Origin of the sequence: Tessaracoccus aquimaris (assembly GCF_001997345.1) — a bacterium.
GTDB classification, from domain to species: Bacteria; Actinomycetota; Actinomycetes; order Propionibacteriales; family Propionibacteriaceae; genus Arachnia; species Arachnia aquimaris.
On sequence record NZ_CP019606.1, the window covers coordinates 780,203 to 803,830 of the forward strand.

A 23,628-nucleotide genomic window follows, 5' to 3' on the forward strand; every position below is an offset into this window, starting at 1 on the left:
AACCTGTCCTCCCTCTTCGTCCGCACGCTGCGCGACGACCCCGCCGCCGCAGAGGTGCCGAGCCACCGTTGGCTGGTGCGCGCAGGCTACATCCGCCGCGCGGCCCCCGGCATCTACACGTGGCTGCCGCTCGGCCTCAAGGTGCTGCAGAAGGTCGAGACGATCGTCCGCGAGGAGATGGAGGCCATCGGCGGCCAGGAGGTGCACTTCCCGGCGCTGTTGCCCCGCGAGCCGTACGAACTGACCAACCGGTGGACCGAGTACGGCGAGAACCTGTTCCGCGTCGTCGACCGCAAGGGCGCCGACCTGCTGCTCGGGCCGACGCACGAGGAGATGTTCACGCTGCTGGTCAAGGACCTGTACTCGTCGTACAAGGACCTGCCGCTGACCCTGTTTCAGATTCAGACCAAGTACCGCGACGAGGCGCGCCCGCGCGCGGGCCTGCTGCGCGGCCGCGAGTTCGTGATGAAGGACTCCTACTCCTTCGACCTCGACCAGGACGGCCTGGACGCCGCCTACCTGCGGCACCGCGACGCCTACATCAGGATCTTCACCCGGCTCGGTCTCGAGTTCGTGATCGTGGCGGCGATGGCGGGCGCGATGGGCGGTTCCCGGTCCGAGGAGTTCCTGGCCGTCGCCGAGAACGGCGAGGACACCTTCGTCCGCTCGCCCGGTGGATACGCCGCCAACGTGGAGGCCGTCAAGGTCGCCGTCCCGGACGAGCAGGACGTGTCTCTGGCGCCGGCGATGGCGCGCGTCTCCACGCCCGCCGTCGGCACCATCGCGGGCGTCGTCAACCTGCTCAACGCGAACCTGCCACGCGAGGATCGGCCCTGGGCGGGCTCCGACACGCTCAAGAACGTGCTGTTCCTCGTCACCAACCCCGACGGCACCGACTACCCGCTGGCGCTCGGCCTCCCCGGCGACCGCGAGATCGACGTCAAGCGCCTCGAGGCCGCCCTCGAGCCCGCCACGGCCGCCCCGTTCACGCCCGAGGACTTCGCGAAGTTCCCCGACCTCAAGGTCGGCTTCATCTCGCCCGTCAGCCTGGACGGCGCCCGCGTGCTCGGCGAGGAGTCGAGCACCGGCATCCGCTACGTGACCGACCCGCGCGTGGTGACCGGCACCCACTGGGTGACCGGCGCCAACGTCGTCGACGAGCACCTGAGCGGCGTCACCGCGGGCCGTGACTTCGTGGGCGACGGCGTCCTCGACGTCGCGGAGGTCCGCGAGGGCGACCCGGCGCCCGACGGCTCCGGCGCCCTGACGCTGGCCCGCGGCATCGAGATGGGTCACATCTTCCAACTCGGCCGCAAGTACGCAGAGGCCCTCGACCTCAAGGTGCTCGACCAGAACGGCAAGCTGGCGACGGTGACGATGGGCTCCTACGGCGTGGGAGTCTCCCGCGCCGTCGCGGCGGTCGCCGAGGCCACCTGCGACGACAAGGGCCTCTGCTGGCCCGTCGCGCTCGCCCCGTACCAGGTGCACATCGTCGCAACGGGCAAGGACCAGGCGGTCTTCGACGAGGCGGCCCGGATCGCGGGCGAACTCGACGCCCTCGGCGTCGACGTCCTCGTCGACGACCGGAAGGCCAGCCCCGGCGTGAAGTTCGCCGACGCGGAGATCCTCGGCATGCCGGTGATCCTGGTGATCGGCCGCGGCCTCGCCGACGGCAAGCTCGAACTGCGCGACCGCCGCAGCGGTGACAAGCGCGAGATCGCCGTCGGCGACGCGGTCGCCGAGATCAGCGCCCTGCTGGCCTGAGGCTCAGCGCACCACGCGCGCCGAGCCTCCCGAGGCGACCCGGAACACCTCCTTGGCGGTTGCCATCGAGGTGTCGCCGGGCGTCGTCATGGCCAGCGCGCCGTGCGCTGCGCCGTACTCGACGCTGGTGGCGAGGCTCTCCCCGGTGAGCTGCCCGTAGATCAGCCCCGAGGCGAACGAGTCGCCGCCGCCGACCCGGTCGAGGATCTCGAGCCTGCGTTCGCTCGCCTGCACGAGCCCCTCGTCGCGGGACCAGGCGAGCGCCGACCAGTCGTTGTCTGAGGCGCTGTGCACGGCCCGCAGGGTCGTGCCGATCACCTGGAAGTTGGGGTAGGTGGCGGCGGCCTGCTCGATCATCGCGCGGAAGCTGTCGATGGGCAGTTCGGTCAGGTCATCGTCGACGCCCTCGATCTCGAAGCCGAGGGAGGCGCTGAAGTCCTCCTCGTTGCCGATCATCACGTCGACGAGGCTCGCGAGGTCGCGGTTGACCTCCTGCGCCTTCGCCTGACCGCCGAGCGACTGCCACAGCGATGGGCGGTAGTTCAGGTCGTAGGAGATCACGGTGCCGTGCCGCTTGGCCGCGGCCATCACGGCACGCGCCGTCTCGGCGGACTGCTCCGAAAGGGCCGCGTAGATCCCGCCGGTGTGCAGCCATCGCACGCCGAGCTCGCCGAAGAGCCGGTCGAGGGCCAGGTCATCGGGGGAGAGTTGGGAGATGGCCGTGTGGCCGCGGTCGGAGACGCCGATCGCGGAGCGCACCCCGAAGCCCCGCTCGGTGAAGTTGAGGCCGTTGCGGGCGGCGCGTCCGATGCCGTCGAAGTCGACCCAGTGGATCAGCGAGGCGTCGACCCCGCCCGCAAGCACGAAGTCCTCGATGAGCCGGCCTACCTCGTTGTCGACCAGGGCGGTGAGGACGGCGGTGCGAAGGCCGAAGACCTTTCGTAGGCCTCGCACCACGTTGTACTCGCCGCCCCCCTCCCACGCCTGGAAGGTGCGGGCGGTGCGGGTCCGCAGTTCGCCGGGGTCGAGGCGCAGCATGATCTCGCCGAGGCTGACGGCGTCGTAGCGGCACTCTTCTGCTGGTCGGATGGTGAGCATGGTGTCCTCCTGGGCTCAGTTGTTGGCGGCCTGCGCGACGGCGGTCGCGCAAAGCTGGGTGATGGTGTCGAAGTCGCCTGCGTCCACTGCCGAGGCAGGGACCATCCAGGAGCCCCCTACGGCGGCCACGGACGGCACGGCCAGGAACTCGGCGAGATTGCCGGGGGAGACGCCACCGGTGGGCACGAAGCTGACGCCCCCGAAGACCGAGCCGAGCGCCTTGAGCGCGGCGACGCCCCCGTAGATGCCTGCGGGGAAGAACTTCAGCAGGCCCAGTCCCATGTCGAGGGCCGCCATGATCTCGGTCGGCGTGACCGCGCCCGGGATGACGGGCACGCCTCGCTCCCGGGCGGCGGCGACCACGTCGCGGCTCAGGCCGGGGGACACGAGGAAGCGTGCGCCTGCGTCCATGGCGGCGGTCGCCTGGGCGACGTTGAGCACGGTGCCTGCGCCGACGAGCAGGTCGGCGCGGGTGGACATCGCGGCGATCGAGGCGAGGGCGGCCGGGGTGCGGAGCGTGACCTCGGCGACCGGCAGGTCCCCGGCGATCAGCGCGTCCGCGAGCGGAAGCGCGTTGGAGTCGTCGTTGATCACGACGACCGGGACGATGCGCCGGGCGAATGCCTCGGCGAGGATCGGGTCGGGAGTTGGCATGGCGGAACAGAGCCTTCCTGGTTGGTGACGGCGTTGCGGTGGGGATTCTGGTCAGAGGTCGCGCAGGAACTCGGCGAGCCGGTCCGTCGCCCAGCTCAGTTGCGCGACGGGGATGTGCTCCTGGTCCGTGTGGGCCACGGCGATGCTGCCGGGGCCCCACACGATGCAGCCGATGCCTGCCGCCGCGATCTTGCTCGCGTCGCTTCCCCAGCCGGCCCCGACGGGATCAGCGGGATGGGGCGGGCCGGTCAGGGCGGAGGTGCTTCTCCGGACCCAGGTTGAGGCCGGGTCGGTGTCGAGCGCGATGTCGAGCGTGAACGGCTCGTCGATCGTGACGCCGGGGCAGTCGCGGGAGAGGATGGCACGCATGGACCCGAGGGCCTCCTCCGGCGTCTCGCCCGGCGCGAGTCGGCGGTCGACGACCGCGGCGCAGTGAGCCGGGATGACGTTGTCGCCCTCGCCGCCCTCGATCCTGGTGACCGCGAGCGATCCCCGGCTCAGGAGAGGGTTGGTCGACGCGTTGAGGATCGCGTCCGCGTTGCGGTGCAGCGCGAGGATCGCCTCGGAGACCGCCACGACGGCGTTGGGCTGGAGATGTCCGAGGCTGCTGTGGCCGCCACGCGTCGAGGCATGGATCCGGCAGCGGATGACGCCCATGTGGGCCGCGACGACCCTCGTGTCGGTCGGCTCTCCCACGATCGCCCCGACGTAGTCCTCGCCGCCGAGGGAGCCGTCCGCGAGGAGGCCTGTGACGCCCTTGTAATGGTGCTCCTCGTCGATGACCGCCGCGAGGCGGATGGTCACGGGCGGGGGAGAGACCCGGAACTCCGAGATGGCCGCCATGAAGCAGGCGAGCGGGCCCTTGGCGTCGCAGGCACCGCGCCCGCGCACCGTCGCCTCGTCGACCGTCACCTCGGGGGTCACGACCCCGACGGGCAGTTCGACGGTGTCGAGGTGGGTCTCCAGCAGGACCGCCCTGCCGGCGTCGGCGCCCGGGACGGTCACCACGACGTTGTGGCGCCCGTCGATCACCTCGTGCAGTTCGGCCGGGAAGCCCTGCGCACGTGCCCAGTCGCGGACGAACTCGGCGAGCGGCGTCTCTGCCGGCTCTGCGCGGTCTCGCGGGTTGACGCTCGGGATCAGGATGAGTTGTCGCAGCAGGTCAACGGGGTCTGTCATGTTCGTCTCACTTCGTCGAGATAGCCGTAGACGGTGACCTTTGAGACAGCGAGTCGGGCGGCCACCACGTCCACCGATCGCTTGATGTCGAAGGCGCCGCGCTGCTCGAGGAGCGCGATCACCCGGATGCGCTCCGACTTGGACAGCAGTGCGGGCGGCTTGCCGACCGACTCGAGGGCCTCCTCCACCATGGATTCAAGGATCGAGCCGATGTCGGGGGTGAGGAGTTCCTGGGGCCTGCTCGGGTCCTCCTGCGTCATCACCGACTGCAGGTTGGCCATCGCGAACTGCAGCGGTGAGAGGTCATGGTTGATGCAGAGCGCGGCGATGATGCTGCCCGCCTCGTTGCGGAAGTAGAGCGACGATGACCGCATCTCGCGACCGTCCTGGGTCAGTGAGCTGTAGCCGAAGGCGTCGTGGTTGTTCTGCTCGTCACGCATGGCCGCGAAGCCCAACCTGGTGGAGGGGCTGCCGACGGTGCGTCCGGTCAGCTTGCCGTTGTAGATCGCGTAGACGCTGTGGTTCAGGTCGCGGCTGGTGAGGTCGTGCAGGACCATCTCGCATTGTCGTCCCACGGCTTCGCAGACGGCTTGCATGATCGGAAGCGCGACACTCGCCACGTCCTCGATCGTCTCGAACCGCGGCTCGGAGGGCGAGAGCCGGGTCTGCAACCCGCTGCTCGGCGCTGCGCCACTTGCCTGCATCTCTTTCACCATCACGGTTTCCCTCTCTCACTGTCCGCCCGATCAGAACTCGGTCCGATAGGCGTCGACCAGGTGGCCGCCGTCCCAGTCATCGACAACAGGGATCCAGCGCCACTTGTCCATGATTGTGCATGGATGCGAGAGGCCAAGCTCAATGAGGTCCCCGACACGCAGGTCGGCGACACCGCGCAGGAAGGTGTGGTGGTCGTTCGTGGCGACGCTGACAAGCCCTTCGGCCAGGTCGCGCCACACCCCGTCGCGCTGGACACGCAGGGGAAGGGGAAGTCCCTCGTCGTAGGCGAACTCGCGCTTGCCTCCCTCGAGGATGAACAGGTCCGGCTCAGGGTGCGACTGCACGCGCGCATAGCCACGGGCCGCAGGGACCAGGCAGGCTCGGTGGTCAAGACCCGGGTCGACGCGGGGCGACAGCGGCGAGAGCCGTTCGTAGACGCCGTGATCGTGGACCAGGTATGCGCCCGAACGCAGCACCACCCGACGCCCGAGGCGGCCGAGGACGCTGGCGACCTCGTCGAAGTAGATGCTCCCGCCGACGCTCAGCACGCCCTCGACGCCGGTCTCCGCGGTGATCCAGTCGGACAACTCGCCGAGCAGCGCGAGGTAGGCGCGGACCCGTTCGATGGACTCGCTCGTCCGGTCGTGGGCGAGCGCCCCCTCGTAGCCTGCGACGCCCGCGAGGTCGAGGACGGGGGACTCGGCGATCCTCAGCGCGAGCGACCTCGCCTCGTCGAGCGATCGCGTCCCGGTCCTGCCGCCCTCGGCGCCGACGTCGACCAGCACATCGAGCGGGGCGCTTCCAGGCAGGGCGCCCGCCTCCAGCAGGTCGACGGTGGCCGGGGAGTCGGCCCACACGCAGAACCTGGTGTCCCCTCCGGAGAGGCTCGACACGACCCGAACCTGATCAACGCTGGCGAGTTCGTTGGCCAGTTGGACCCGGGCGATGCCCGCCCGGGCGGCCGCGACGGCCTGCTGGAGGGTCGCTACGGTGAGCCCGATCGCGCCCTTGCGCAACTGCAGGTCCCACATCGGCGTCGACATGGTGGTCTTCGCGTGCGGTTGCAGCGACAGCCCCCGCGCCTCGACCCAGTCGGCCATCACCGCCGCGTTGTGTTCGAGGTCGTCGCGGCTGAGCGCGATGAACGGGGTGAGGAGGTCGCCTATCCCGAGGCCAAGGTCGACGACCTCGGATGCGGTGGCTCCGACGGCGGAGACGGGGAATCCCTTCTCGACGCCGAGGCGGGGCTCGGCGCCGCTCACCCCCGCCCCTGCGGGACCGCGGCGACCACGTCGATCTCGACGAGGATGTTCGCAAGGGTCGAGCCGACGGTCGTGCGGGCCGGGTACGGGGCGGTGAAGAACTCGCTGTACGCCTCGTTGTAGGCCGCGAAGTCCCGGTCCAGGTCCTGGAGGTGGACGGTCGTCTTGAGGACGTGTTCGAAGGAGAGCCCTGCCTCGGCGAGGGCGGCACCGACATTGCGGAGCACCTGACGGGTCTGCTCGGCGACCCCGTCCGGAACCTGTCCGGTGGCCGGGTCCTGCGGGCCGAAGCCGGCGGTGAACAGCAGGCCGTTGGCGCTGACGGCGTGGCTGTAGGGGCCGGCCGGCCGCGGTGCATCGGCCGACATGTAGGCCTGCTTGTCGAGGGTCATTGGTTACCTCCTGGTGGGCGAGGGGCTGTCTTGACCGTCTCGCATCTGGAAAATATTCTATTGGTATAGATGTACTTTCTGTTAAGGTAGCAGAAGTTTCTATGGGTTGTCACGCATGGCGACCCACTCAGAGGGCGACGAAGCCCCCATCCGAGAGGTACACGAAATGTCGATAAGAAGGGTTCTTGCCGCTGCGCTGACAGGCGCTGTCGCGGTAGGCCTTGCCGCATGCTCACCGTCCGCGGAGGGGGAGGGCGGGAACAAGAGCGTCAACGTGGTGCTCGCGAACCACCCGTGGACGGATCTGATGAAGGAGAAGATCCCCGAGTTCGAACAGCAGAGCGGGATCAAGGTCAACCTGACCACCTACACCGAGGACCAGCTGTCGCAGCAGCTCAACGTGAAGCTGAACGCGGGCGCCTCCGACGTCGACGTGATGATGATCCGGCCACTGCAGGAGGCGCGCCTCTTCGACCGCAACAAGTGGCTGGCGGACCTGGCCGAGAAGGCGCAGGGTGACGCCGAGTGGGACTGGAGCGACTTCCAGCCCGGCCCCCAGGAGTCGGTCACCATCGACGGGCGCATCGTTGCGGTGCCGCTCTCGACCGAGCGGGAGGTGCTCTACTACCGCAAGGACCTGCTCGATCAGGCAGGGATCGCCATACCCACCACGCTCGAGGAGCTCGAGGCCGCCGCGAAGCAGATCCACGAGTCGAGCAACGGCGAGGTGTACGGCTTCGTTGCGCGCGGCCAACTCTCCGCGGCCGTGACGCAGTTCTCGAGCTTCCTGTACTCCTCCGGCGCGGACTGGGTCAACGAGGACGGCACCTCCGGCATCGCAACCCCCGAGGCCATCGCGGCGTACGAGCTCTACGGCCGACTGCTGCGCGAGTACGGCCCCCCTGGCGTGACCAACATGTCCTGGCCTGAGGCGATGGGCGTGTTCACCCAGGGACGAGCCGCCTTCTACGCCGAGGCGGACTCGCTCTACACCAACGCGACCGACCCCGCGAAGTCGAAGGTCGTCGACTCGCTGGGGTTCGCACAGTTCCCCGCGGGCTCGGCAGGCTCACGGCCGACCAACGTGCCCGCCTGGGCCGTCGCGGTTCCCTCCGCGTCGAAGAACGCGGACAACGCCTGGGAGTTCATCAAGTGGGCGACCGACAAGGACAACACCCGCTACGTGCAGGAGAACGGCGTGATCGGCTCCCGCGCGTCCGCCTGGGATGCCGCGCCGAACTCGGTCATCCCGGCGGACCTCGCCGAGGTGCAGGCCGCCAGCGCCAAGGTCGGCGTCGGCTACAGCCACCCCGTGGTGCTCAACGTCGCCCGCTCGCGGGAGATCGTCGGTGAGCCCATCATCACCGCGATCGAGGGCGGCGACGTGAAGGCGTCGGCCGAGAAGGCCAGCGCCCTCTTCGACGAGTTCCTCGCCGCAGGCGGCGAGTGACGGGCAGGTCGGCCGGCGAGCACGAGCGCGCCGGCCGACCGACACGAAAGGGTTCCCGATGACCTCAACCGCCTTGGAGGCGTGGACCAACCGCAACCGCAAGTGGATCTTCGCCGGCCCGGCGCTGATCTATATCGCGCTCCTGCTGGTCGGCCCGCTCGCCTACACCGCCTTTCTCAGCCTCACCGACGCGCGGGGCTCCATCCAGGCCGACTTCAGTTTCGTCGGCATCCAGAACTACCTGACGGCGCTGACCGCCGACCCACGCTTCTGGCCGGCGGCCGGTCGCACCCTGATCTTCACGGCCGGGGCGCTGATCGCCGAGATGATCCTCGGCATGGTGGTCGCCCTCGCCCTGCACGCGCGCCTCAAGACCGGCGCGTTCGTGCGCATCACGTTCCTGCTTCCGCTGGTCGCCACACCGGTGGCGGTCGCGATGATGTGGCTCCTGATCTTCGAGCCGACCATCGGGTTCGCCAACGAGGCGCTCGGCTGGCTCGGCATCCCGGCGCAGGGGTGGATCTCCGAGCCTGCGACCGCGCTGCCGACGCTGATGCTCGTCGACGTGTGGCAGTGGACGCCCATGGTGATCCTCATCCTGTCCGCCGGGTTGGCGAACCTCCCGCAGGACCAGCAGGAGGCCGCCATGGTCGACGGCGCGTCCGGGTGGAACCGCTTCTGGCACATCACCTTGCCGACGATCTGGCCGACGGTGATGGCTGCGGTGCTGCTGCGCGGCATCGACGCGATGAAGACCTTCGACCTGCTGTACGTCACCAAGGGTGCGGGCGGCGGGTCGCGGCATGAGGCGGAGACGCTCAACGTCTACGCCTACGCGCAGAACTTCTCGTACAACGACTACGGCGCGGCCTCGGCGATCTCGATCCTGTTCTTCGCCTTCATCGCCATCGTGATCGGCATTCTGAACGGATTGGGGAACAAGCGATGAAGAAGTCAGAACCGGCCGAGGGTCGGGGCACGTCGTCAAAGCTCGCGGGTGTCGTGGTGGTGGTGTACGGACTCGTCTGCCTGCTGCCGCTGCTGTGGATGATCGCCTCGTCGTTCAAGACGAGCATCGACATCAACGACCCGTCAAAGGCGCTGGTCTTCACCCCGACGCTCGAGAACTACGTCAAGGTGCTCGCGCAGGAGAACTTCCTGTTCTTCATGTTCAACAGCGCCGTCGTCGCGCTGGTGTCGACAGGTCTCGCGCTCCTGGTCGGCGTTCCCGCCGCGTACGCGATCGCCCGGTTCAAGATGCGCCACACGTCGTCGCTGATCCTGTTCTCCAGGGTCGTGCCGCACATCACGCTGCTGGTCCCGTGGTACTACATCTTCGCGAAACTCGGCCTGGTGGGGACCTACCCGTCGCTGATCCTCTCCCACATGTTCATCGCAGTGCCGCTGGTGGTGTGGATCATGATCGGCATCTTCGAGGTGATCCCGGTGGAACTGGAGGAGGCCGCCCAGGTCGACGGGCTGACCCCCATCAGGGCCTTCCTGAAGGTCATCCTTCCCCTCGGAATGCCCGGGATCGCCACAGCGTCGGTGCTGTCGCTGATCTTCTCGTGGAACAACTTCGTGTTCGCGCTGGTGCTCTCCGGCATGGAGACCCGCACGCTCCCCGTGGCGATCTTCAACTTCGTGGGCTACGCGTCGATCGACTGGGGCGCGCTGATGGCGGCCTGCGTCACCATCACGCTTCCCATGCTGGTGCTCGCGATGGTCGGCAACCGCTACGTGGTGGCCGGTCTGACGGCAGGCGCGGTCAAGGGCTGAGGCTCAACCCCGATCCCGGATCACGTCCGGGAGGGCGCGGCGGGCGGCCGACAAGGCCAACGCCGCGCCCGCCAGCAGCGCGATCCAGGCCGCGACGACCTGCCAGCCCCACGAGGAGATCACGAACGACCAGCCGACCAGGATCACGACCCCGGCCAGCGCCCACCAGGCCGGGACCCTGCTCGGCTTGCGCCAGTACACCCCGAGCCACGCGCCGATCGCGGAGATGGCCGCGCACAGCGCGGCAAGGGGAGCGTGGAAGGCGCCGTACCCGAACGGCATCGGAGAGAACCAACTGTGGAAGGTGACGGGGCCGGCCGCGCCTGTGTTCGGGTCGCCCATCCACTCCATCGGATAGGTCGGCGCGATCGTCCACACCACGACGGCGGTCAAAACCACCGCCGAAGCCACCTGCCAACCCAACCTGCTGCGTGCCACGCTCATGCGCAGATGATGGCCCACGGGACGCCGGTCGTCAACGGGTCAGGCGAACCAGCCTGGCCAGATCCCCAGCCTGCCGCCGACGGCCTGCACCGGGCCGACCTGCGTCAGCATCGCCTGTCGCCAAGCGTCCTCGTCGGAGGAGGCGACCAGCCGCGCGTAACCGCCGAGCAGGTTTGTCTCGAGCGCCGCCCACCCGGAGCGGATCTCGTCCGGAGTGGACATCTCGTTGGGAAGAGTGAAGGCGGCGGGCTCGTCTGGCACCTCTCCGGTGATCGCCCCCCGCAGGTCGTTGCGCAGGCCCTTCACGATGGCAAGCCGGGCGCTGCCGAGGGCGTGCAGCGGATCCTTGGAGCCGAGCCTGCCCAGCCCGACGCCCAACCCGTAGATCAGCGCCCAGGCGTGCCCGAGCGCGATGGGAAGCGAGGCCTCGAGCGTGGCGGGCTGCAGTCGCACCGGCGTCGGGCCGTCGATGACGGGCTCGAGCGACTGGTTGGCGAGCGCGGTCGCGCCCGCGGCGGCGGAGGCGTACATCAGGCGCACGTCACCCTCCGGCGCGGACTTGGCGGCAGCGCCGAGGGCCTTGACGGCGGCGGCAACCTGCTCGGCGACCGCCGCGACACCCGCCTCGACGGAGGCAGGGGGCGCGGGAGTGGGGCTCTCAACCGCGAACGGCTCCTGATCCTCGGGTCCGAACGGATCGGGCAGCGCGAGCACCGCAAGTTGAGCGTCGCACTGCGCCAGGGCCGCCGTCGCCCAGGGGCCGGCAGCGAACCCGGGCGCCTTCGAGAGCGCCTCGACCGAGCCCCGCAACGCGGCGACGGCGACCTGCGCGGCGCTCGCCTCCGGCGCCTGACTCGGCGGCGGGGGAGATGGCGCCAAGGCGGGAGTACCGGAGATCACGGGGCTCGCCGCGCAGCCGCTCACGCCCAGGACAAGGGCGGCGAGGGCGGCGCGTCGGGTCAATGGCATGGGCCCAGACTAGTGCCCATCTGAGCGGCGGCCGACCCCGGTGGGTGCCGGTATGCTTGGCCCTCACAACAAGGCGAACAACCGGATATGGAGTCTCGACATGCAGGAATCGCAGATCGTTGCGCTCATTGAGCCGATCCTGTCGGCGCACGGGCTGGAACTCGACCGGCTCGACGTGACCCCCATCGGTAAGCGCTCCGTGCTGAGGGTCACCGTCGACGGCGACGGGCCCGACGGTCACGGCCCCCTGCTCGACGACATCGCGGAGGCGTCCTCGGCCATCTCGGCCGCGCTCGACGCCAGCCCCGCGGTCGGCAGCGCGCCCTACACGCTTGAGGTGAGCACCCGCGGCGTCTCCAAGCCGCTGACGGAGGCCAAGCACTTCCGCCGCAACGCCGGTCGCCTCGCCAAGGTGTGGGTCGGCGAGGAGCAGAGCATCGGGCGGATCGTCGGGGTCGACGGCGAGACGCTCACCCTTGATGTGGACGGCGAACAGCGCGAACTCGCGCTGCCCACCATCGACAAGGCCGTGGTCCAGGTTGAGATGAACCGGGCGGCCGCAGAGGACGAGGAGAACTGAGATGGATGTTGATCTGGCTGCCCTTCGGGCAATCGAACGGGATCGGGAGATCCCGATGGAGTACCTCCTCAAGACCCTCGAGGACGCGCTGCTGAACGCGTACCACAAGACCCCCCACGCGCTGCGTGGCGTCAAGGTCGAGGTCGACCGCCGCTCGGGCAAGGTCTCGGTGCTCGCCCCCGAGTTCGACGACGACGACGAGATCATCGGCTACTTCGACGACACCCCGGAGGACTTCGGCCGGATCGCGGCCGCCACCGCCCGCCAGGTGATCTTCCAGCGCATCCGCGAGGCCGAGGACGACCAGAAGTTCGGCCACTTCTCGGGAAGCGAGGGCGACATCCTCGTCGGCACCATCCAGCAGGACCGCGACTCCAAGGCGGTCCGCGTCGACCTGGGCGCCCTCGAGGCGATCATGCCGCTTGCCGAGCAGGTGCCGGGCGAGGACTACTCGCACGGCCGCAGGCTGCGCGTCTACGTCGTCACCGTCCGCCGCGAACTGCGGGGCCCGCAGGTCGTGGTGTCGCGCACGCACCCCAACCTGGTCCGCAAGCTGTTCGCGCTGGAGGTGCCCGAGATCGACAAGGGCATCGTCGAGATCAAGGAGATCGCGCGAGAGGCCGGCCACCGCACCAAGATCGCCGTGAAGTCGAACGACCCGAACGTCTCATCCAAGGGCGCCTTCATCGGGCCGATGGGGCAGCGCGTCCGCGCCGTGACCAACGAACTGGGGGAGGAGAAGATCGACATCGTCGACTACTCCGACGACCCCACCAAGTTCGTCGCCGCCGCGCTGTCGCCCGCCAAGGTCCTCTCCGTGACGGTCGTCGACGAGTCGGCCCGGGCCTGCAGGGCGATCGTGCCCGACTACCAGTTGTCGCTCGCGATCGGCCGTGAGGGGCAGAACGCCCGCCTCGCGGCCCGCCTGACCGGTTGGCGCATCGACATTCAGCCAGACGTGACCGCACAGTCCTGACGCGGGGCTCTCCCCGCGCTAAGATGCGGACTTTTCGGGGCGGTCGGATCATCGCGTAAGATTTGCTGCGATGACTTCCGTTCGCCCCACGTTCACCCAGCGTTTGCTCCGCCCCCGTCACGTGTGGGGGCGGCTGATCGTGCTGCTGCTTCCCGTCGCCGTGCTCGGCGTCTGGTTGAAGCTGCTGCGGATCGGTAACTTCTTCCCCGCGGCGGGGCCAGTCGAGGTCCTCGCGAAGGTGGCCTCCGACCTCGCCTTCGGTGCGGCGTGGATGCTGCTGTGGATGCTGGCCTGCTGGTTCGCCAAGGGCACCGTCCGCACCGTCGTCTTCTACCTCGCACACCTGGCGACGATCGTCGTCGGCGTGTTCACGGTGATCAACCACGAGTACGTCAGTCGCACAGGTAACCCGCTCACGTGGGACGAGATGGCCTACGCCTGGCGCCAGCAGGGCGAGCTGTCGTCGCTGCTGCAGTCGCAGATGAGTTCAAGCGTCATTGCGCTGCTCGCGTTCGCCGTCCTCGCCCCCATCGTCGTGCCCCCGCTGCTCGGTCCGCTCGTGAGCCGGTTGCTGCGCAAGCGCCCGGGCAGGAAGGCCAAGGCGGCGGCCGTTGCGGTGCTCGCGCTGCTGCTGGTGCTCTCCAGTTGGAGCGCGCCGACGGTCTCTGCAGCGTTCTCGCTCGCGGCCCCCGTCCAGTTGGCCGTGACGCCGGTGCGTGAGGCGATGGCCTACCCGGAGGGACTCGCCGATCCGACGGTGCTTCCCACCCCCGACGCGACGAAACTGGTCGACAGGGACGGCAAGCACAAGAACCTGGTCGTGATCACGCTCGAGTCGCACCGGGCCACCTCGACGCTTCCCGAGACCCGTCAGAGCGTCACGCCCGTGATGGACGCGCTCGCCCAATCCGCGATCCGTCCGGAACGCGGCTACGCCGTCCTGCCCCACACCTCCAAGGCGCTCACCGCCGTCACCTGCGGCATCTCGCCCGCCCTCGACAGCGAGAACAGCGAGGCCGATCCTGGCAGCCTTCCCGCGAAGTGCCTGCCCGAACTGCTGGGGGAGCAGGGCTACTCGTCCGCGTTCTTCCAGTCCGCGACCGAGAACTTCGAGCGCAGGCGCGGCACGGTCGCCAACTTCGGCTACCAGGACTTCACACCGGTCGACGAGATGAGCCCGATCGGATTCAGGCGCGTCAACTACTTCGGCTACGAGGACGACATCATGCTCGACCCGGCCCGCAAGTGGCTCGTCGCGCACTCCGGTCAGCCGTTCATGCTCGGCATGCTGACCGTCACCGGCCACCACGACTACGCGCTCGAGGGCTTCGACCTGATCGACTTCGTCGACGACCCGCTGCTGAACAAGTACCTCAACGGCATCCACTACCAGGACCAGTTCGTCGGCCACGTCCTCGACATGTTCAAGGAACTGGGCCTCTACGACAACACCGTCTTCGTCATCACCGGCGACCATGGCGAGGGCTTCGGCGAGCACCGGGTCTTCCAGCACGACAACACCATCTACGACGAGGGTCTGCGCATCCCCTACCTGATCATCGACCCCTCCAAGGAGGGCAAGCTGATCGAGGGACCCGCCAACCAGTTGGCCGTGCTGCCCACCGCCGTCGACCTGCTGGGCTTCGACCTGGTCAGCGACACGCAGTACAAGCCGTCGCTGATGAGCGACGAGCCGCAGGGCCCGGTCGTGGCCACGTGTTATGCGAGGGGGCGCTGCGCCGCAACCATGGACGGCGACATGAAGGTCATCCACCACTTCGGCGACCGGCGCGACGAGGTCTACGACCTGTCCGTCGATCCGTACGAGACCAACGACCTGGCGGCGGGCACCGACTCGGGCTGGGTTTCGGAGCAGAGCGACATCGCGCTCAAGTGGTATCTGGAGGCAGAGAACGCCTACGCGGCGTACCACGAGTCGAAGTAGCACACCCAAGTAGCAGCGCCGAGGGGCCGCGGACGGGGGGAGACCCCGACCGCGGCCCCTCGCTGTGTGCTCAGCCCCTTGGCCCGCCGCGCATCGAGACGATGCCCGCGTCGAGGGCCTTCTGGACGGCGTCGGCCTCACTTGAAGTGAGCTTGCCATCGGTGACCGCCTTGGCGAGGGTCTCCTTCTGATCGGCGGTCCGCTGCGCCTCCTCCGCGGTCCGGAGCTCGGCCAGCGCGTCGGTGACCTTCTGCTCGTCGAGCGTCAACTGCTCCGCGAGCGCCTTGGCGAACGCGGCCTCGCGCGCGATGCGCTCGGCCTCGGTCGGGGCGGTGCGGGTCCCCTCTTCGGGGCGGGTCGCCTCCCGTGCGGCCTTGAGGGCGTCCTTCAGGGCCGTCTCCTCGACGCCGAGCTTGGAGGCGAGCGTCGCGGTGTCGAAACCCGCTCCCCGGTGACCGCCCCGCTCGGGGCCGCCGCCCTTGTCGCCCGCTTGGTCGTCGGCGCCCTTCTCGGGCGCCTGGGAGGCGGTCGCCGACGGGGTGGGGGAGGTGGTCTCCGCGTTCGCCAACGACGTCGCGCCGACACCGATGCCCGCGGCCATCGCCGCGGCGGAGATGCCGATGATCATCTTCTTGCTCATTGATGTTCCTTCCTGCTCATCCGGGCTGTCCGGATGATGTCAAAGGTGACGGCGCCGCCTGTGGTAGCGCTGTGGCCAGGCTGGCAAAGCGCGTAGGATCAAGGGCCGTGACCCCCGAACGCACCTGCATCGCCTGCCGCGGGCGTGCGCCCCAGTCGGAGCTGTTACGCCTGGTGCGGCGCGGCGACCTCGTCGTCGACGGCACCTCGCCTCGGCTCCCAGGGCGCGGCGGATACGTCCACCACGGCTGCCTTGACCTGGCCGGGAAACGCCAGTCCATCCGGCGCAATTTCGGCTCAGGGGCGGTCCTGGACCCCTCCGTTGGGGCGCCAGGTGGAAGCTCGGGCGACGGCGGGTTAAGATAGTGGGCGGCCTGCGTCCGCGCAGGTGCATCGTTCCACGCCCGAGAGGGCGGCAACCAGAAGGTGGGCTAACGCTCATGACCACTCGATGAGTACCCAACGATGACCAAGCAGAACTAGGGACCCCGGCCTTGGAGGTCGGACCCACGAAGGAGAGTAGTGGCTAAGCCTCGAGTCCACGAGATCGCCAAGGAGATCGGGATCACCAGCAAGGAACTCCTTGCAAAACTCGGAGAGATGGGCGAATACGTTCGCGGTCCGTCCTCCACCCTGGAAGCACCCGTTGTGCGTCGCATCCGCGAAGCGTTCGACGGTGCCTCCGACGCGCCCAAGGCCCCCGCCGCAAAGGCGGAGGCACCTGCCCCCAAGCCCGCCGCGGCCAAGCCCGCGGCCCCTGCCGCGCCGAGCGCCCCCAGCGCACCGGCCGCGACCCCCGGCGCCCCCGAGCCGACGGCACCGCCGGCCGCTGAGGCGCCCCGTCCCAGCACACCCCGCCCGGCCCCGCGCCCGGCGGCGGCCAGCGACACCAAGCCGGCGACCCCGGCGGCGCGTCCCTCGGCCCCTCGCCCCGCGGCGCCGGCTCCCAGCCGTCCCGCGGCTACCCCCGGCCCGCGCCCAGGAGCCCCGACGCCGCGCCCCGGCGGCGGAGCCCCGACGCCCGGCCCGCGCAAGCCTGGAGCCCCGCGTCCCGGCAACAACCCCTTCGCCCCCGCTCAGGGGATGGGAACGCAGCAGCGTCGTCCGGGCAACCGTCCCGACGGTCAGCGTCGCGAGGGTGGCCCCGCGCGCCCCGGCCAGGGCGACCAGCGGATGCCCCGTCCCGGTGGCACCGGCGGCCTTCCCGGCATGCCGCGCCCCAACCCGGCCATGATGCCCAAGACGGCCAACGCCGCGATCGGTGCGCGCCCGTCGCGCCCCGGCCAGGGCGGTCCCGGTCGCGGTCGCCCCGGTGGCGGCGGTGGCGCAGGCGGTAACCGTCCCGGTGCCGGTGGCCCGCCCATGGGTGGTCCCGTCGGTGGTCGCGGCGGTGGCCGCGGTCGCGGCGGCACGCAGGGCGCGTTCGGCCGCGGCGGTGCTGGCGGCAAGCGTGGACGCAAGTCGAAGAAGCAGCGCAGGCAAGAGTTCGATCAGATGGAGGCCCCGTCGATCGGCGGCGTGCGCGTCCGCAAGGGCGACGGCCAGACCGTCCGCCTGCGTCGCGGCGCCTCGTTGACCGACCTGGCCGAGAAGATCGGCGTCGAGCCGGCGTCGCTCGTGCAGGTGCTGTTCCACCTGGGCGAGATGGTCACCGCAACCCAGTCGGTCGCCGACGACACCCTCGAGGTGCTCGGCGCGGAGCTCGACTACCGCATCGAGGTCGTCTCGCCTGAGGATGAGGACCGCGAGCTGCTGGAGAGCTTCGACCTGGAGTTCGGTGAGGACATCGGCGACGAGGACGACCTGGCGGCCCGCCCGCCGGTCGTGACCGTGATGGGTCACGTCGACCACGGCAAGACCAAGCTCCTCGACGCCCTGCGCAACTCGAACGTTCAGGGTCGGGAGGCAGGCGGCATCACGCAGGCCATCGGCGCTTACCAGGTCGAGACCGAGGTCGACGGCACCGAGCGCAAGATCACCTTCATCGACACCCCGGGTCACGAGGCGTTCACCGCCATGCGTGCCCGTGGCGCGAAGTCCACGGACATCGCGGTGTTGGTGGTCGCTGCCGACGACGGTGTGATGCCCCAGACGATCGAGGCACTCAACCACGCTAAGGCGGCCGACGTGCCCGTCGTGGTTGCGGTCAACAAGGTCGACAAGGACACCGCCGACCCGACGCGTGTTCGCGGTCAGCTCTCCGAGTTCGGGCTGGTGCCCGAGGAGTACGGCGGCGACACCCAGTTCGTCGACGTCTCGGCCGTCACCGGCCAGGGCCTCGAGGAGCTGCTCGAGTCGATCGTGCTGACGGCCGACGCGGCCCTCGACCTGCGCGCCAACCCGGACATGCCCGCCCAGGGCGTGGCCATCGAGGCGCACCTCGACAAGGGTCGCGGCCCCGTCGCGACCGTCCTGGTGCACCGCGGCACGCTGCGGATCGGCGACTCGATCGTCGCGGGTTCTGCCCACGGCCGCGTCCGCGCACTGATCAACGATCAGGGCGACAGCGTCCTGGAGGCTCCTCCGTCGATGCCGGTGCAGTTGCTCGGCCTCACCTCCGTGCCCGGCGCAGGCGACAACATGCTTGTCGTCGACGACGACCGGATGGCCCGCCAGATCGCAGACAAGCGCGAGTCGCGGATGCGTGCGGCACAGCAGGCCAAGACCAGCCGTCGTAAGACCCTCGATCAGCTGTTCGAGCAGCTCGAGAAGGGCGAGACGCAGGAGCTGCTGCTCATCCTCAAGGGTGACGGCGCCGGTTCGGTCGAGGCCCTCGAGGACGCCCTCAGCAAGATCGAGGTCGGCGAAGAGGTGTCGCTGCGCGTCATCGACCGTGGTGTCGGTGCGATCACGGAGACCAACGTGTCGCTTGCCGCCGCGTCGAAGGCCGTCATCATCGGCTTCAACGTCCGGCCCACGCCGCACGCCGCCCAGCTTGCCGACCGCGAGAACGTGGACATCCGCTTCTACTCGGTCATCTACTCGGCCATCGACGAGATCGAGGCCGCGCTCAAGGGCATGCTCAAGCCGATCTACGCCGAGGAGACCCGCGGTCACGCGGAGATCCGCGAGGTGTTCCGCTCCTCCAAGTTCGGAAACATCGCAGGCTGTATGGTCCTCGACGGCCTCATCCGCCGCAACGCCAAGGCACGCCTGCTGCGCGATGGTGTCGTCATTGCCGACACCTCGATCGCGTCGCTGCGTCGCGAGAAGGACGACGTCACCGAGGTCCGCGAGGGCTTCGAGTGTGGTCTGACGGTCGCGAACTACAACGACATCAAGATCGGTGACGTCCTCGAGACGTACGAGATGGTGGAGAAGGAGCGCGAATGATGGCAGGACCGCGTAACGCCAAGCTGGCAGATCAGATCCAGGTGATCCTGGCGTCCACGATCCAGAACCGGATCAAGGATCCAAGGCTTGGCTTCATGACGATCACGGAGGTGCGTCTCACGGGCGACAACCGCGAGGCGACAGCCTTCTACACCGTGCTCGGCGACGAGGAGGCCCGCAAGGGCACCGCGGCGGCGCTGGAGTCGGCCAAGGGCCTGCTCCGCTCCACCGTCGGTCAGCAGTTGGGGCTGAAGTTCACCCCGACGCTGGCCTTCGTCCTCGACGCCACCCCGGACACCGCCCGCCACATCGAGGACCTGCTCGCGCAGGTGCAGGCGACCGACGCTGCGTCGGCCGCCGCCTCGGCGGGCAAGGAGTTCGCGGGTGAGGCCGACCCGTACAGGAAGCCCCGGGAAACCGAGGACGAGATTCAGTGAGTTCCGCCTCTGGGGTGGTGATCGTCGACAAGCCGTCGGCGGTCACCTCCCACCAGGTGGTGGGCATGCTCCGCCGCCTGCTCGGCACCCGCAAGATCGGCCACGCAGGCACCCTCGACCCGATGGCGACCGGCGTGCTGATCCTCGGCGTCAACCGCGCCACGCGGTTGCTGGGTCACCTCGCGCTGCACGACAAGCGCTATCTCGCGACCGTGCGGCTCGGTGCCTCGTCCAGCACGGACGATGCCGACGGCGACCTGACGCTTGTCGGGGACGCCTCGCACCTCACCCTCGACGAGGTCGACGCGGCGCTCGAGGTTCAACGCGGAGACATCTCCCAGGTGCCGAGTTCCGTCTCGGCCATCAAGGTCGACGGGAAGCGCGCCTACGCGCTGGCCCGGGCGGGGGAGAGCGTCGAACTGAAGTCGCGCCCCGTGACCATCAGCCGGCTCGACGTCCTCGAGGTGCGGGCCTCTGACGGCTTCCTCGACGTCGACCTCGACGTCGAGTGCTCTTCAGGAACCTACGTGCGCGCCATCGCGCGCGACCTCGGCGCGGCACTGGGCGTCGGCGGCCACCTGACGGCGCTCAGGCGCACCAGGATCGGCGGCTACAGCCTCGACGACGCCGTGTCGCTCGGCGACGAGCCCCCCGCGCTGATGTCGATGGCCGACGCGGCCCGGCTCAGCTTCCCCGTGCTGGACGTCACCGCGGAGGAGGCGACCGACATCGGCTTCGGGCGCCCCATCGCCCGCCCCGTTCCGGCAAACCCCACCGGCATGATCGCACCCGATGGCTCCCTGCTCGCGCTGTACCAGCCGACGGCGGAGGGCTCTCGCCCCCTTGCGGTGCTCGTGTGAGCGTGCCAGATTTGTCTGCTGTGGAGAACCCAGTGACCAGCACCATCGTCGTGATCGGCAACTTCGACGGCGTGCACCGCGGGCACCGCTCGGTGCTCCAGGAGGCATGCCGAGGGGTCGACCTGCCGCTCGTGGTGGTCACCTTCTGGCCACACCCCGTCAGCGTGCTCCGCCCCGAGTTGGCGCCGAAACTGCTGACCGATCTGCGCAGCCGCATCGAACTTCTCAAGCAGGCTGGCGCGCACGAGGTCCGCGTCATCCAGTTCAACCGCGACGTCGCGGCGCTCAGCCCTGGCGAGTTCGTCGAACGGTTCCTGATGCCGCTGCACCCGGCCAGGATCGTGGTCGGGCAGAACTTCCGCTTCGGGCACCGGGCCGCGGGCGACGTCCGCACTCTCGCTGAGCTCGGCGAGGGGCGCTTCGAGGTGTGCGCCATGCCGCTGCAGGCCATCGACGACGAGGTGACCTGTTCGACCGGCATCCGCGAACTCCTGGAGCAGGGCGACGTCGCGGAGGCGGCACGGCACCTCGGTCGCCCGTTCGAGTACCGCGGCGTGGTTGTGGTGGGGGACCAGCGCGGCAGGGAACTCGGCTTCCCGACCGCCAATCTGAGCGTCCCCGGCGACCTCGCCGTGCCCGCGGACGGCGTCTACGCCGGATGGGTCACCAGGCTCGACGAGCCGGGCGCGGAGCCGATGGCCGCTGCGATCTCGGTGGGCACCAACCCGACGTTCGACGGCGCCGACCACCGCGTCGAGAGCTATGTGATCGACCGCACCGACCTGGAGTTGTACGGCGTGGAGATCGCCGTCGACTTCGTGGACCGGCTGCGTGGCCAGGTCAAGTTCGACGGCGTGGAGGCCCTGATCGAGCAGATGAGCGCCGACGTCGCGGCCGCGAAGCTCCGCCTGGGCGTCGCGTGAGTCAGCGGACGGTCAACGACTTCTTGTAGACGGCGTAGTGCTTGCTGGCCTGCACGTCGTCCTCGACCTGCGTGATCTCGGGATCCTCGACGAACAGGTGCTCGCCGGTGGGGTGGTACTCGAGCGAGACGTACAGCGGGACGGCCTTCTCGTTGTTCGGGTCGACCGCGAGGTAGACGGCGGTGTAGCCGGCGGCCTTCGCCTCGTCCTCGATGAAACTGCTGAGCGCACGGCCCGCGCCGCCGCGGCGGGCCGACGGGTAGACGTACATGTTGCGCAGTTCGGGGGTGTACTCCGGGCTCTCCAGATCGAGGAGTGCCGTTCCCACGGGATCCTCGCCGTCGAAGGCCACCGCGAAGATGAGCGATCCGGCCTCCTGGGCCTGGAAGTGCTTGTCGACGAGATTCAACTCCGGGCGGGCCTGTTGGGCCCGCAGCTTCTCAAGGTCGTCGGCGGTCGCTCGTCGCACGCTGATGGCCATAGCCGGTGCCTCCCTTTGGTCGCTAAGCGTCGAGGCTACCCTAGCGCCTGCCATTGCCCAGTCACAGGGGTGCGGGAGTTTGGACACCCGACCTGCCCCGCGTGGATTGGTGCTGCGCGGAGGCGCGGTGCTAAAGTACTCAGGTTGCCGTCAGATCGGCCACGGCCTCGTAAGAGCCCCGAAAGCATCCGCGAGTGGGGCGCCGTGCAGCGAACTAAGGAGTCCCGACATGGACGCTGAAACCAAGAAGCAGATCATCGAAGAGTACGCGACCGCGCCCGGCGACACCGGTTCGCCCGACGTGCAGATCGCGCTGCTTACCAAGCGGATCTCGCACCTGACCGAGCACCTCAAGCAGCACAAGGGCGATCACCACAGCCGTCGCGGCCTGATGCTGATGGTCGGCCAGCGCCGCCGTCTGCTCAACTACGTCGCGAAGAACGACGTGGAGCACTACCGCGAGCTGATCGCTCGCCTCGGCCTTCGTCGCTGACCTCAGATCTTCCTCAACAGGGCACCCTTCGGGGTGCCCTGTTTTGCGTCTTCTGGAGGCTCCGCGCGGCCTGGTTAACGTTTCGATAACTAAATCGGCGAGGTGGTTGCCAGTCGTCGGTTTTACGCGAAGAATCCCTAATGTTCCCGGTCACATTTGGGCGATCGGGGGTCGCTAGGCGGGGCAGTGAGGTTCCGCCGGACTGCAAAGGAGCAATCATGACCAACCTCAACCGGCGCACCTTCCTCGGCGGACTCGCCGCGAGCGCCATCGTCCTGCCGCTGGCCGCCTGCGGCAACGACACGGACCCGGGAACCGCGGGCAGCCCGGCCGCCACCGGAGGCGGTGGCGGCGACAAGGCCGGCCCCATCGTGCTCGGCTTCTCCCAGGTCGGCGCCGAGTCGGGTTGGCGCGCGGCCAACACCAAGTCCATCCAGGAGACCCTCACCGCCGAGAACGGCTTCGACTTGAAGTTCTCCGACGCCCAGCAGAAGCAGGAGAACCAGATCCAGGCGATCCGCTCCTACATCTCGCAGGGCGTCGATGTGATCGCCTTCTCGCCCGTCGTCGAGACCGGCTGGGACGCAGTGCTTCAGGAGGCGAAGGAGGCCAAGATCCCCGTCATCCTGACCGACCGCGCGGTCGACTCGCAGGACGACAGCCTGTACGTCTCCTTCATCGGCTCGGACTTCGTCCTCGAGGGTGACACCGCAGGCAAGTGGGCGGTCGAGCAGTACAAGGGCCAGGGCCTCAAGATCGTCGAACTGCAGGGCACCACCGGAGCGGCTCCCGCGATCGACCGCAAGGAGGGCTTCGAGAAGGCGATCGCGGGCAGCGACCTGACGATCATCGACTCGCAGACGGGCAACTTCACCCGCACCGAGGGCAAGACCGTGATGGAGGGCTTCCTGCAGAAGCACGGCGACCAGATCGGCATGGTGTTCGCGCACAACGACGACATGGGGCTCGGCGCCATCGAGGCCATCGAGGCGGCGGGCAAGAAGCCAGGCGTCGACATCAAGATCATCACGATCGACGCAGTCAAGGACGGCATGCAGGCGCTCGCCGACGGCAAGATCAACTACATCGTCGAGTGCAACCCGCTGCTCGGCCCCGATCTGGCCGACATCGCCAAGAAGGTTCTCGCGGGCGAGAGCGTCCAGAAGCGCATCGTCGTCAAGGACGAGGCCTTCGACCAGGAGCAGGCAAAGGCCGCCCTCCCGGACCGCAAGTACTGAGCAGGCAGCGGCGGA

24 protein-coding genes are annotated in these 23,628 nt (G+C 69.0%); 14 read left to right on the top strand and 10 right to left on the bottom strand.

Going from position 1 to position 23,628, the window contains the following annotated elements; genetic code table 11:
• The first annotated feature begins 3 nt into the window (after positions 1–3).
• A complete protein-coding gene (locus tag BW730_RS03680; RefSeq protein ID WP_077687507.1) occupies positions 4–1,764 on the top strand; it encodes a proline--tRNA ligase in 1,761 nt (586 codons plus the stop codon).
• Between the two features lie 3 nt (positions 1,765–1,767).
• Here BW730_RS03680 and BW730_RS03685 read toward each other — a convergent pair whose 3' ends face one another.
• Genes BW730_RS03685 through BW730_RS03710 form a run of 6 tightly spaced genes read right to left on the bottom strand, consistent with a single transcriptional unit; the run spans position 1,768 to position 7,066 of the window.
• Positions 1,768–2,862: a sugar kinase gene (locus BW730_RS03685; RefSeq protein ID WP_077685070.1), complete on the bottom strand. Its 1,095-nt coding sequence runs from the start codon at positions 2,860–2,862 to the stop codon at positions 1,768–1,770.
• A gap of 15 nt (positions 2,863–2,877) precedes the next feature.
• Positions 2,878–3,516, bottom strand: a complete 639-nt coding sequence (gene eda, locus BW730_RS03690) for a bifunctional 4-hydroxy-2-oxoglutarate aldolase/2-dehydro-3-deoxy-phosphogluconate aldolase (protein WP_077685071.1) — start codon at positions 3,514–3,516, stop codon at positions 2,878–2,880.
• Between the two features lie 51 nt (positions 3,517–3,567).
• Positions 3,568–4,695, bottom strand: coding sequence for a M20 family metallopeptidase (locus BW730_RS03695; RefSeq protein WP_077685072.1), 1,128 nt, complete (start codon positions 4,693–4,695; stop codon positions 3,568–3,570).
• A complete protein-coding gene (locus BW730_RS03700) occupies positions 4,692–5,399 on the bottom strand; it encodes a helix-turn-helix transcriptional regulator (RefSeq protein ID WP_158522463.1) in 708 nt (235 codons plus the stop codon). Before BW730_RS03700 ends, BW730_RS03695 begins: the two co-directional genes overlap by 4 nt.
• Before the next feature lie 42 nt (positions 5,400–5,441).
• Positions 5,442–6,674, bottom strand: coding sequence for an alanine racemase (locus BW730_RS03705; protein WP_077685074.1), 1,233 nt, complete (start codon positions 6,672–6,674; stop codon positions 5,442–5,444).
• Positions 6,671–7,066: a RidA family protein gene (locus BW730_RS03710; RefSeq protein WP_077685075.1), complete on the bottom strand. Its 396-nt coding sequence runs from the start codon at positions 7,064–7,066 to the stop codon at positions 6,671–6,673. Before BW730_RS03710 ends, BW730_RS03705 begins: the two co-directional genes overlap by 4 nt.
• A gap of 166 nt (positions 7,067–7,232) precedes the next feature.
• Between BW730_RS03710 and BW730_RS03715 the strand changes: the two genes are divergently transcribed.
• From BW730_RS03715 to BW730_RS03725, 3 genes are read left to right on the top strand one after another with little or no spacing between them, the layout of a single operon-like run.
• Positions 7,233–8,516, top strand: coding sequence for an ABC transporter substrate-binding protein (locus BW730_RS03715; RefSeq protein WP_145952706.1), 1,284 nt, complete (start codon positions 7,233–7,235; stop codon positions 8,514–8,516).
• A gap of 58 nt (positions 8,517–8,574) precedes the next feature.
• Positions 8,575–9,465: a carbohydrate ABC transporter permease gene (locus BW730_RS03720; protein WP_145952707.1), complete on the top strand. Its 891-nt coding sequence runs from the start codon at positions 8,575–8,577 to the stop codon at positions 9,463–9,465.
• Positions 9,462–10,295, top strand: coding sequence for a carbohydrate ABC transporter permease (locus tag BW730_RS03725; RefSeq protein WP_077685077.1), 834 nt, complete (start codon positions 9,462–9,464; stop codon positions 10,293–10,295). The genes BW730_RS03720 and BW730_RS03725 overlap by 4 nt, the downstream gene beginning before the upstream one ends.
• A 3-nt stretch (positions 10,296–10,298) precedes the next feature.
• On the opposite strand, the gene BW730_RS03730 is transcribed toward BW730_RS03725, so the two are convergent.
• Together BW730_RS03730 and BW730_RS03735 are read right to left on the bottom strand one after the other, a co-directional pair.
• Positions 10,299–10,739 (bottom strand): hypothetical protein, encoded by a 441-nt coding sequence (locus BW730_RS03730; protein WP_145952708.1) that lies wholly within the window; start codon positions 10,737–10,739, stop codon positions 10,299–10,301.
• Between the two features lie 39 nt (positions 10,740–10,778).
• On the bottom strand, positions 10,779–11,708 hold the full coding sequence (locus BW730_RS03735; protein ID WP_077685079.1) for a hypothetical protein: 930 nt from the start codon (positions 11,706–11,708) through the stop codon (positions 10,779–10,781).
• A gap of 100 nt (positions 11,709–11,808) precedes the next feature.
• On the opposite strand from BW730_RS03735, the gene rimP reads away from it, so the two are divergent.
• From rimP to BW730_RS03750, 3 genes are all read left to right on the top strand, one after another.
• Positions 11,809–12,288: a ribosome maturation factor RimP gene (gene rimP / locus BW730_RS03740; protein ID WP_077685080.1), complete on the top strand. Its 480-nt coding sequence runs from the start codon at positions 11,809–11,811 to the stop codon at positions 12,286–12,288.
• 1 nt (position 12,289) lies between these two features.
• Positions 12,290–13,264 carry a transcription termination factor NusA gene (gene nusA, locus BW730_RS03745; RefSeq protein ID WP_077685081.1) on the top strand — a complete coding sequence of 325 codons (975 nt, stop codon included), beginning with the start codon at positions 12,290–12,292 and terminating at the stop codon, positions 13,262–13,264.
• Between the two features lie 70 nt (positions 13,265–13,334).
• A complete protein-coding gene (locus BW730_RS03750) occupies positions 13,335–15,209 on the top strand; it encodes an LTA synthase family protein (RefSeq protein ID WP_077685082.1) in 1,875 nt (624 codons plus the stop codon).
• 70 nt (positions 15,210–15,279) lie between these two features.
• Here the strand turns inward: BW730_RS03750 and BW730_RS03755 are convergent, their stop codons facing one another.
• The gene (locus BW730_RS03755) at positions 15,280–15,849 is read right to left on the bottom strand and encodes a hypothetical protein (protein ID WP_226997055.1); all 570 of its coding nucleotides are present in this window, start codon (positions 15,847–15,849) and stop codon (positions 15,280–15,282) included.
• Between the two features lie 2 nt (positions 15,850–15,851).
• Here BW730_RS03755 and BW730_RS20255 point away from each other — a divergent pair, with 2 nt between their 5' ends.
• From BW730_RS20255 to BW730_RS03780, 5 genes are all read left to right on the top strand, one after another.
• A complete protein-coding gene (locus tag BW730_RS20255) occupies positions 15,852–16,214 on the top strand; it encodes a YlxR family protein (protein WP_077685083.1) in 363 nt (120 codons plus the stop codon).
• 156 nt (positions 16,215–16,370) lie between these two features.
• A complete protein-coding gene (infB, locus tag BW730_RS03765; RefSeq protein WP_077685084.1) occupies positions 16,371–19,181 on the top strand; it encodes a translation initiation factor IF-2 in 2,811 nt (936 codons plus the stop codon).
• The gene (rbfA, locus tag BW730_RS03770) at positions 19,181–19,618 is read left to right on the top strand and encodes a 30S ribosome-binding factor RbfA (RefSeq protein ID WP_145952710.1); all 438 of its coding nucleotides are present in this window, start codon (positions 19,181–19,183) and stop codon (positions 19,616–19,618) included. The genes infB and rbfA overlap by 1 nt, the downstream gene beginning before the upstream one ends.
• Positions 19,615–20,478, top strand: coding sequence for a tRNA pseudouridine(55) synthase TruB (truB, locus tag BW730_RS03775; RefSeq protein ID WP_077685086.1), 864 nt, complete (start codon positions 19,615–19,617; stop codon positions 20,476–20,478). The genes rbfA and truB overlap by 4 nt, the downstream gene beginning before the upstream one ends.
• Positions 20,475–21,401 carry a bifunctional riboflavin kinase/FAD synthetase gene (locus BW730_RS03780; RefSeq protein WP_193432361.1) on the top strand — a complete coding sequence of 309 codons (927 nt, stop codon included), beginning with the start codon at positions 20,475–20,477 and terminating at the stop codon, positions 21,399–21,401. The genes truB and BW730_RS03780 overlap by 4 nt, the downstream gene beginning before the upstream one ends.
• Before the next feature lies 1 nt (position 21,402).
• On the opposite strand, the gene BW730_RS03785 is transcribed toward BW730_RS03780, so the two are convergent.
• Complete coding sequence (locus BW730_RS03785) at positions 21,403–21,882, bottom strand: GNAT family N-acetyltransferase (RefSeq protein WP_158522465.1); 480 nt, start codon at positions 21,880–21,882, stop codon at positions 21,403–21,405.
• Between the two features lie 229 nt (positions 21,883–22,111).
• Here BW730_RS03785 and rpsO point away from each other — a divergent pair, with 229 nt between their 5' ends.
• Positions 22,112–22,375 carry a 30S ribosomal protein S15 gene (gene rpsO / locus BW730_RS03790; RefSeq protein WP_077685089.1) on the top strand — a complete coding sequence of 88 codons (264 nt, stop codon included), beginning with the start codon at positions 22,112–22,114 and terminating at the stop codon, positions 22,373–22,375.
• A gap of 218 nt (positions 22,376–22,593) precedes the next feature.
• Positions 22,594–23,613, top strand: a complete 1,020-nt coding sequence (locus BW730_RS03795) for an ABC transporter substrate-binding protein (RefSeq protein ID WP_077685090.1) — start codon at positions 22,594–22,596, stop codon at positions 23,611–23,613.
• The last annotated feature ends 15 nt before the right edge of the window (positions 23,614–23,628 follow it).

Bases quoted from the DNA above. Each gene is read 5' to 3' on its own strand.
- BW730_RS03720 (WP_145952707.1), top strand. From the start codon at position 8,575: ATGACCTCAACCGCCTTGGAGGCGTGGACCAACCGCAACCGCAAGTGG.
- eda (WP_077685071.1), bottom strand. From the start codon at position 3,516: ATGCCAACTCCCGACCCGATCCTCGCCGAGGCATTCGCCCGGCGCATC.
- rpsO (WP_077685089.1), top strand. From the start codon at position 22,112: ATGGACGCTGAAACCAAGAAGCAGATCATCGAAGAGTACGCGACCGCG.
- BW730_RS20255 (WP_077685083.1), top strand. From the start codon at position 15,852: ATGTTCCTTCCTGCTCATCCGGGCTGTCCGGATGATGTCAAAGGTGAC.
- nusA (WP_077685081.1), top strand. From the start codon at position 12,290: ATGGATGTTGATCTGGCTGCCCTTCGGGCAATCGAACGGGATCGGGAG.
- BW730_RS03750 (WP_077685082.1), top strand. From the start codon at position 13,335: ATGACTTCCGTTCGCCCCACGTTCACCCAGCGTTTGCTCCGCCCCCGT.
- BW730_RS03755 (WP_226997055.1), bottom strand. From the start codon at position 15,849: ATGAGCAAGAAGATGATCATCGGCATCTCCGCCGCGGCGATGGCCGCG.
- BW730_RS03730 (WP_145952708.1), bottom strand. From the start codon at position 10,739: ATGAGCGTGGCACGCAGCAGGTTGGGTTGGCAGGTGGCTTCGGCGGTG.
- BW730_RS03715 (WP_145952706.1), top strand. From the start codon at position 7,233: ATGTCGATAAGAAGGGTTCTTGCCGCTGCGCTGACAGGCGCTGTCGCG.
- rimP (WP_077685080.1), top strand. From the start codon at position 11,809: ATGCAGGAATCGCAGATCGTTGCGCTCATTGAGCCGATCCTGTCGGCG.
- BW730_RS03785 (WP_158522465.1), bottom strand. From the start codon at position 21,882: ATGGCCATCAGCGTGCGACGAGCGACCGCCGACGACCTTGAGAAGCTG.
- BW730_RS03700 (WP_158522463.1), bottom strand. From the start codon at position 5,399: ATGCAGGCAAGTGGCGCAGCGCCGAGCAGCGGGTTGCAGACCCGGCTC.
- BW730_RS03735 (WP_077685079.1), bottom strand. From the start codon at position 11,708: ATGCCATTGACCCGACGCGCCGCCCTCGCCGCCCTTGTCCTGGGCGTG.
- BW730_RS03725 (WP_077685077.1), top strand. From the start codon at position 9,462: ATGAAGAAGTCAGAACCGGCCGAGGGTCGGGGCACGTCGTCAAAGCTC.
- rbfA (WP_145952710.1), top strand. From the start codon at position 19,181: ATGGCAGGACCGCGTAACGCCAAGCTGGCAGATCAGATCCAGGTGATC.
- BW730_RS03795 (WP_077685090.1), top strand. From the start codon at position 22,594: ATGACCAACCTCAACCGGCGCACCTTCCTCGGCGGACTCGCCGCGAGC.
- BW730_RS03695 (WP_077685072.1), bottom strand. From the start codon at position 4,695: ATGACAGACCCCGTTGACCTGCTGCGACAACTCATCCTGATCCCGAGC.
- BW730_RS03710 (WP_077685075.1), bottom strand. From the start codon at position 7,066: ATGACCCTCGACAAGCAGGCCTACATGTCGGCCGATGCACCGCGGCCG.
- BW730_RS03685 (WP_077685070.1), bottom strand. From the start codon at position 2,862: ATGCTCACCATCCGACCAGCAGAAGAGTGCCGCTACGACGCCGTCAGC.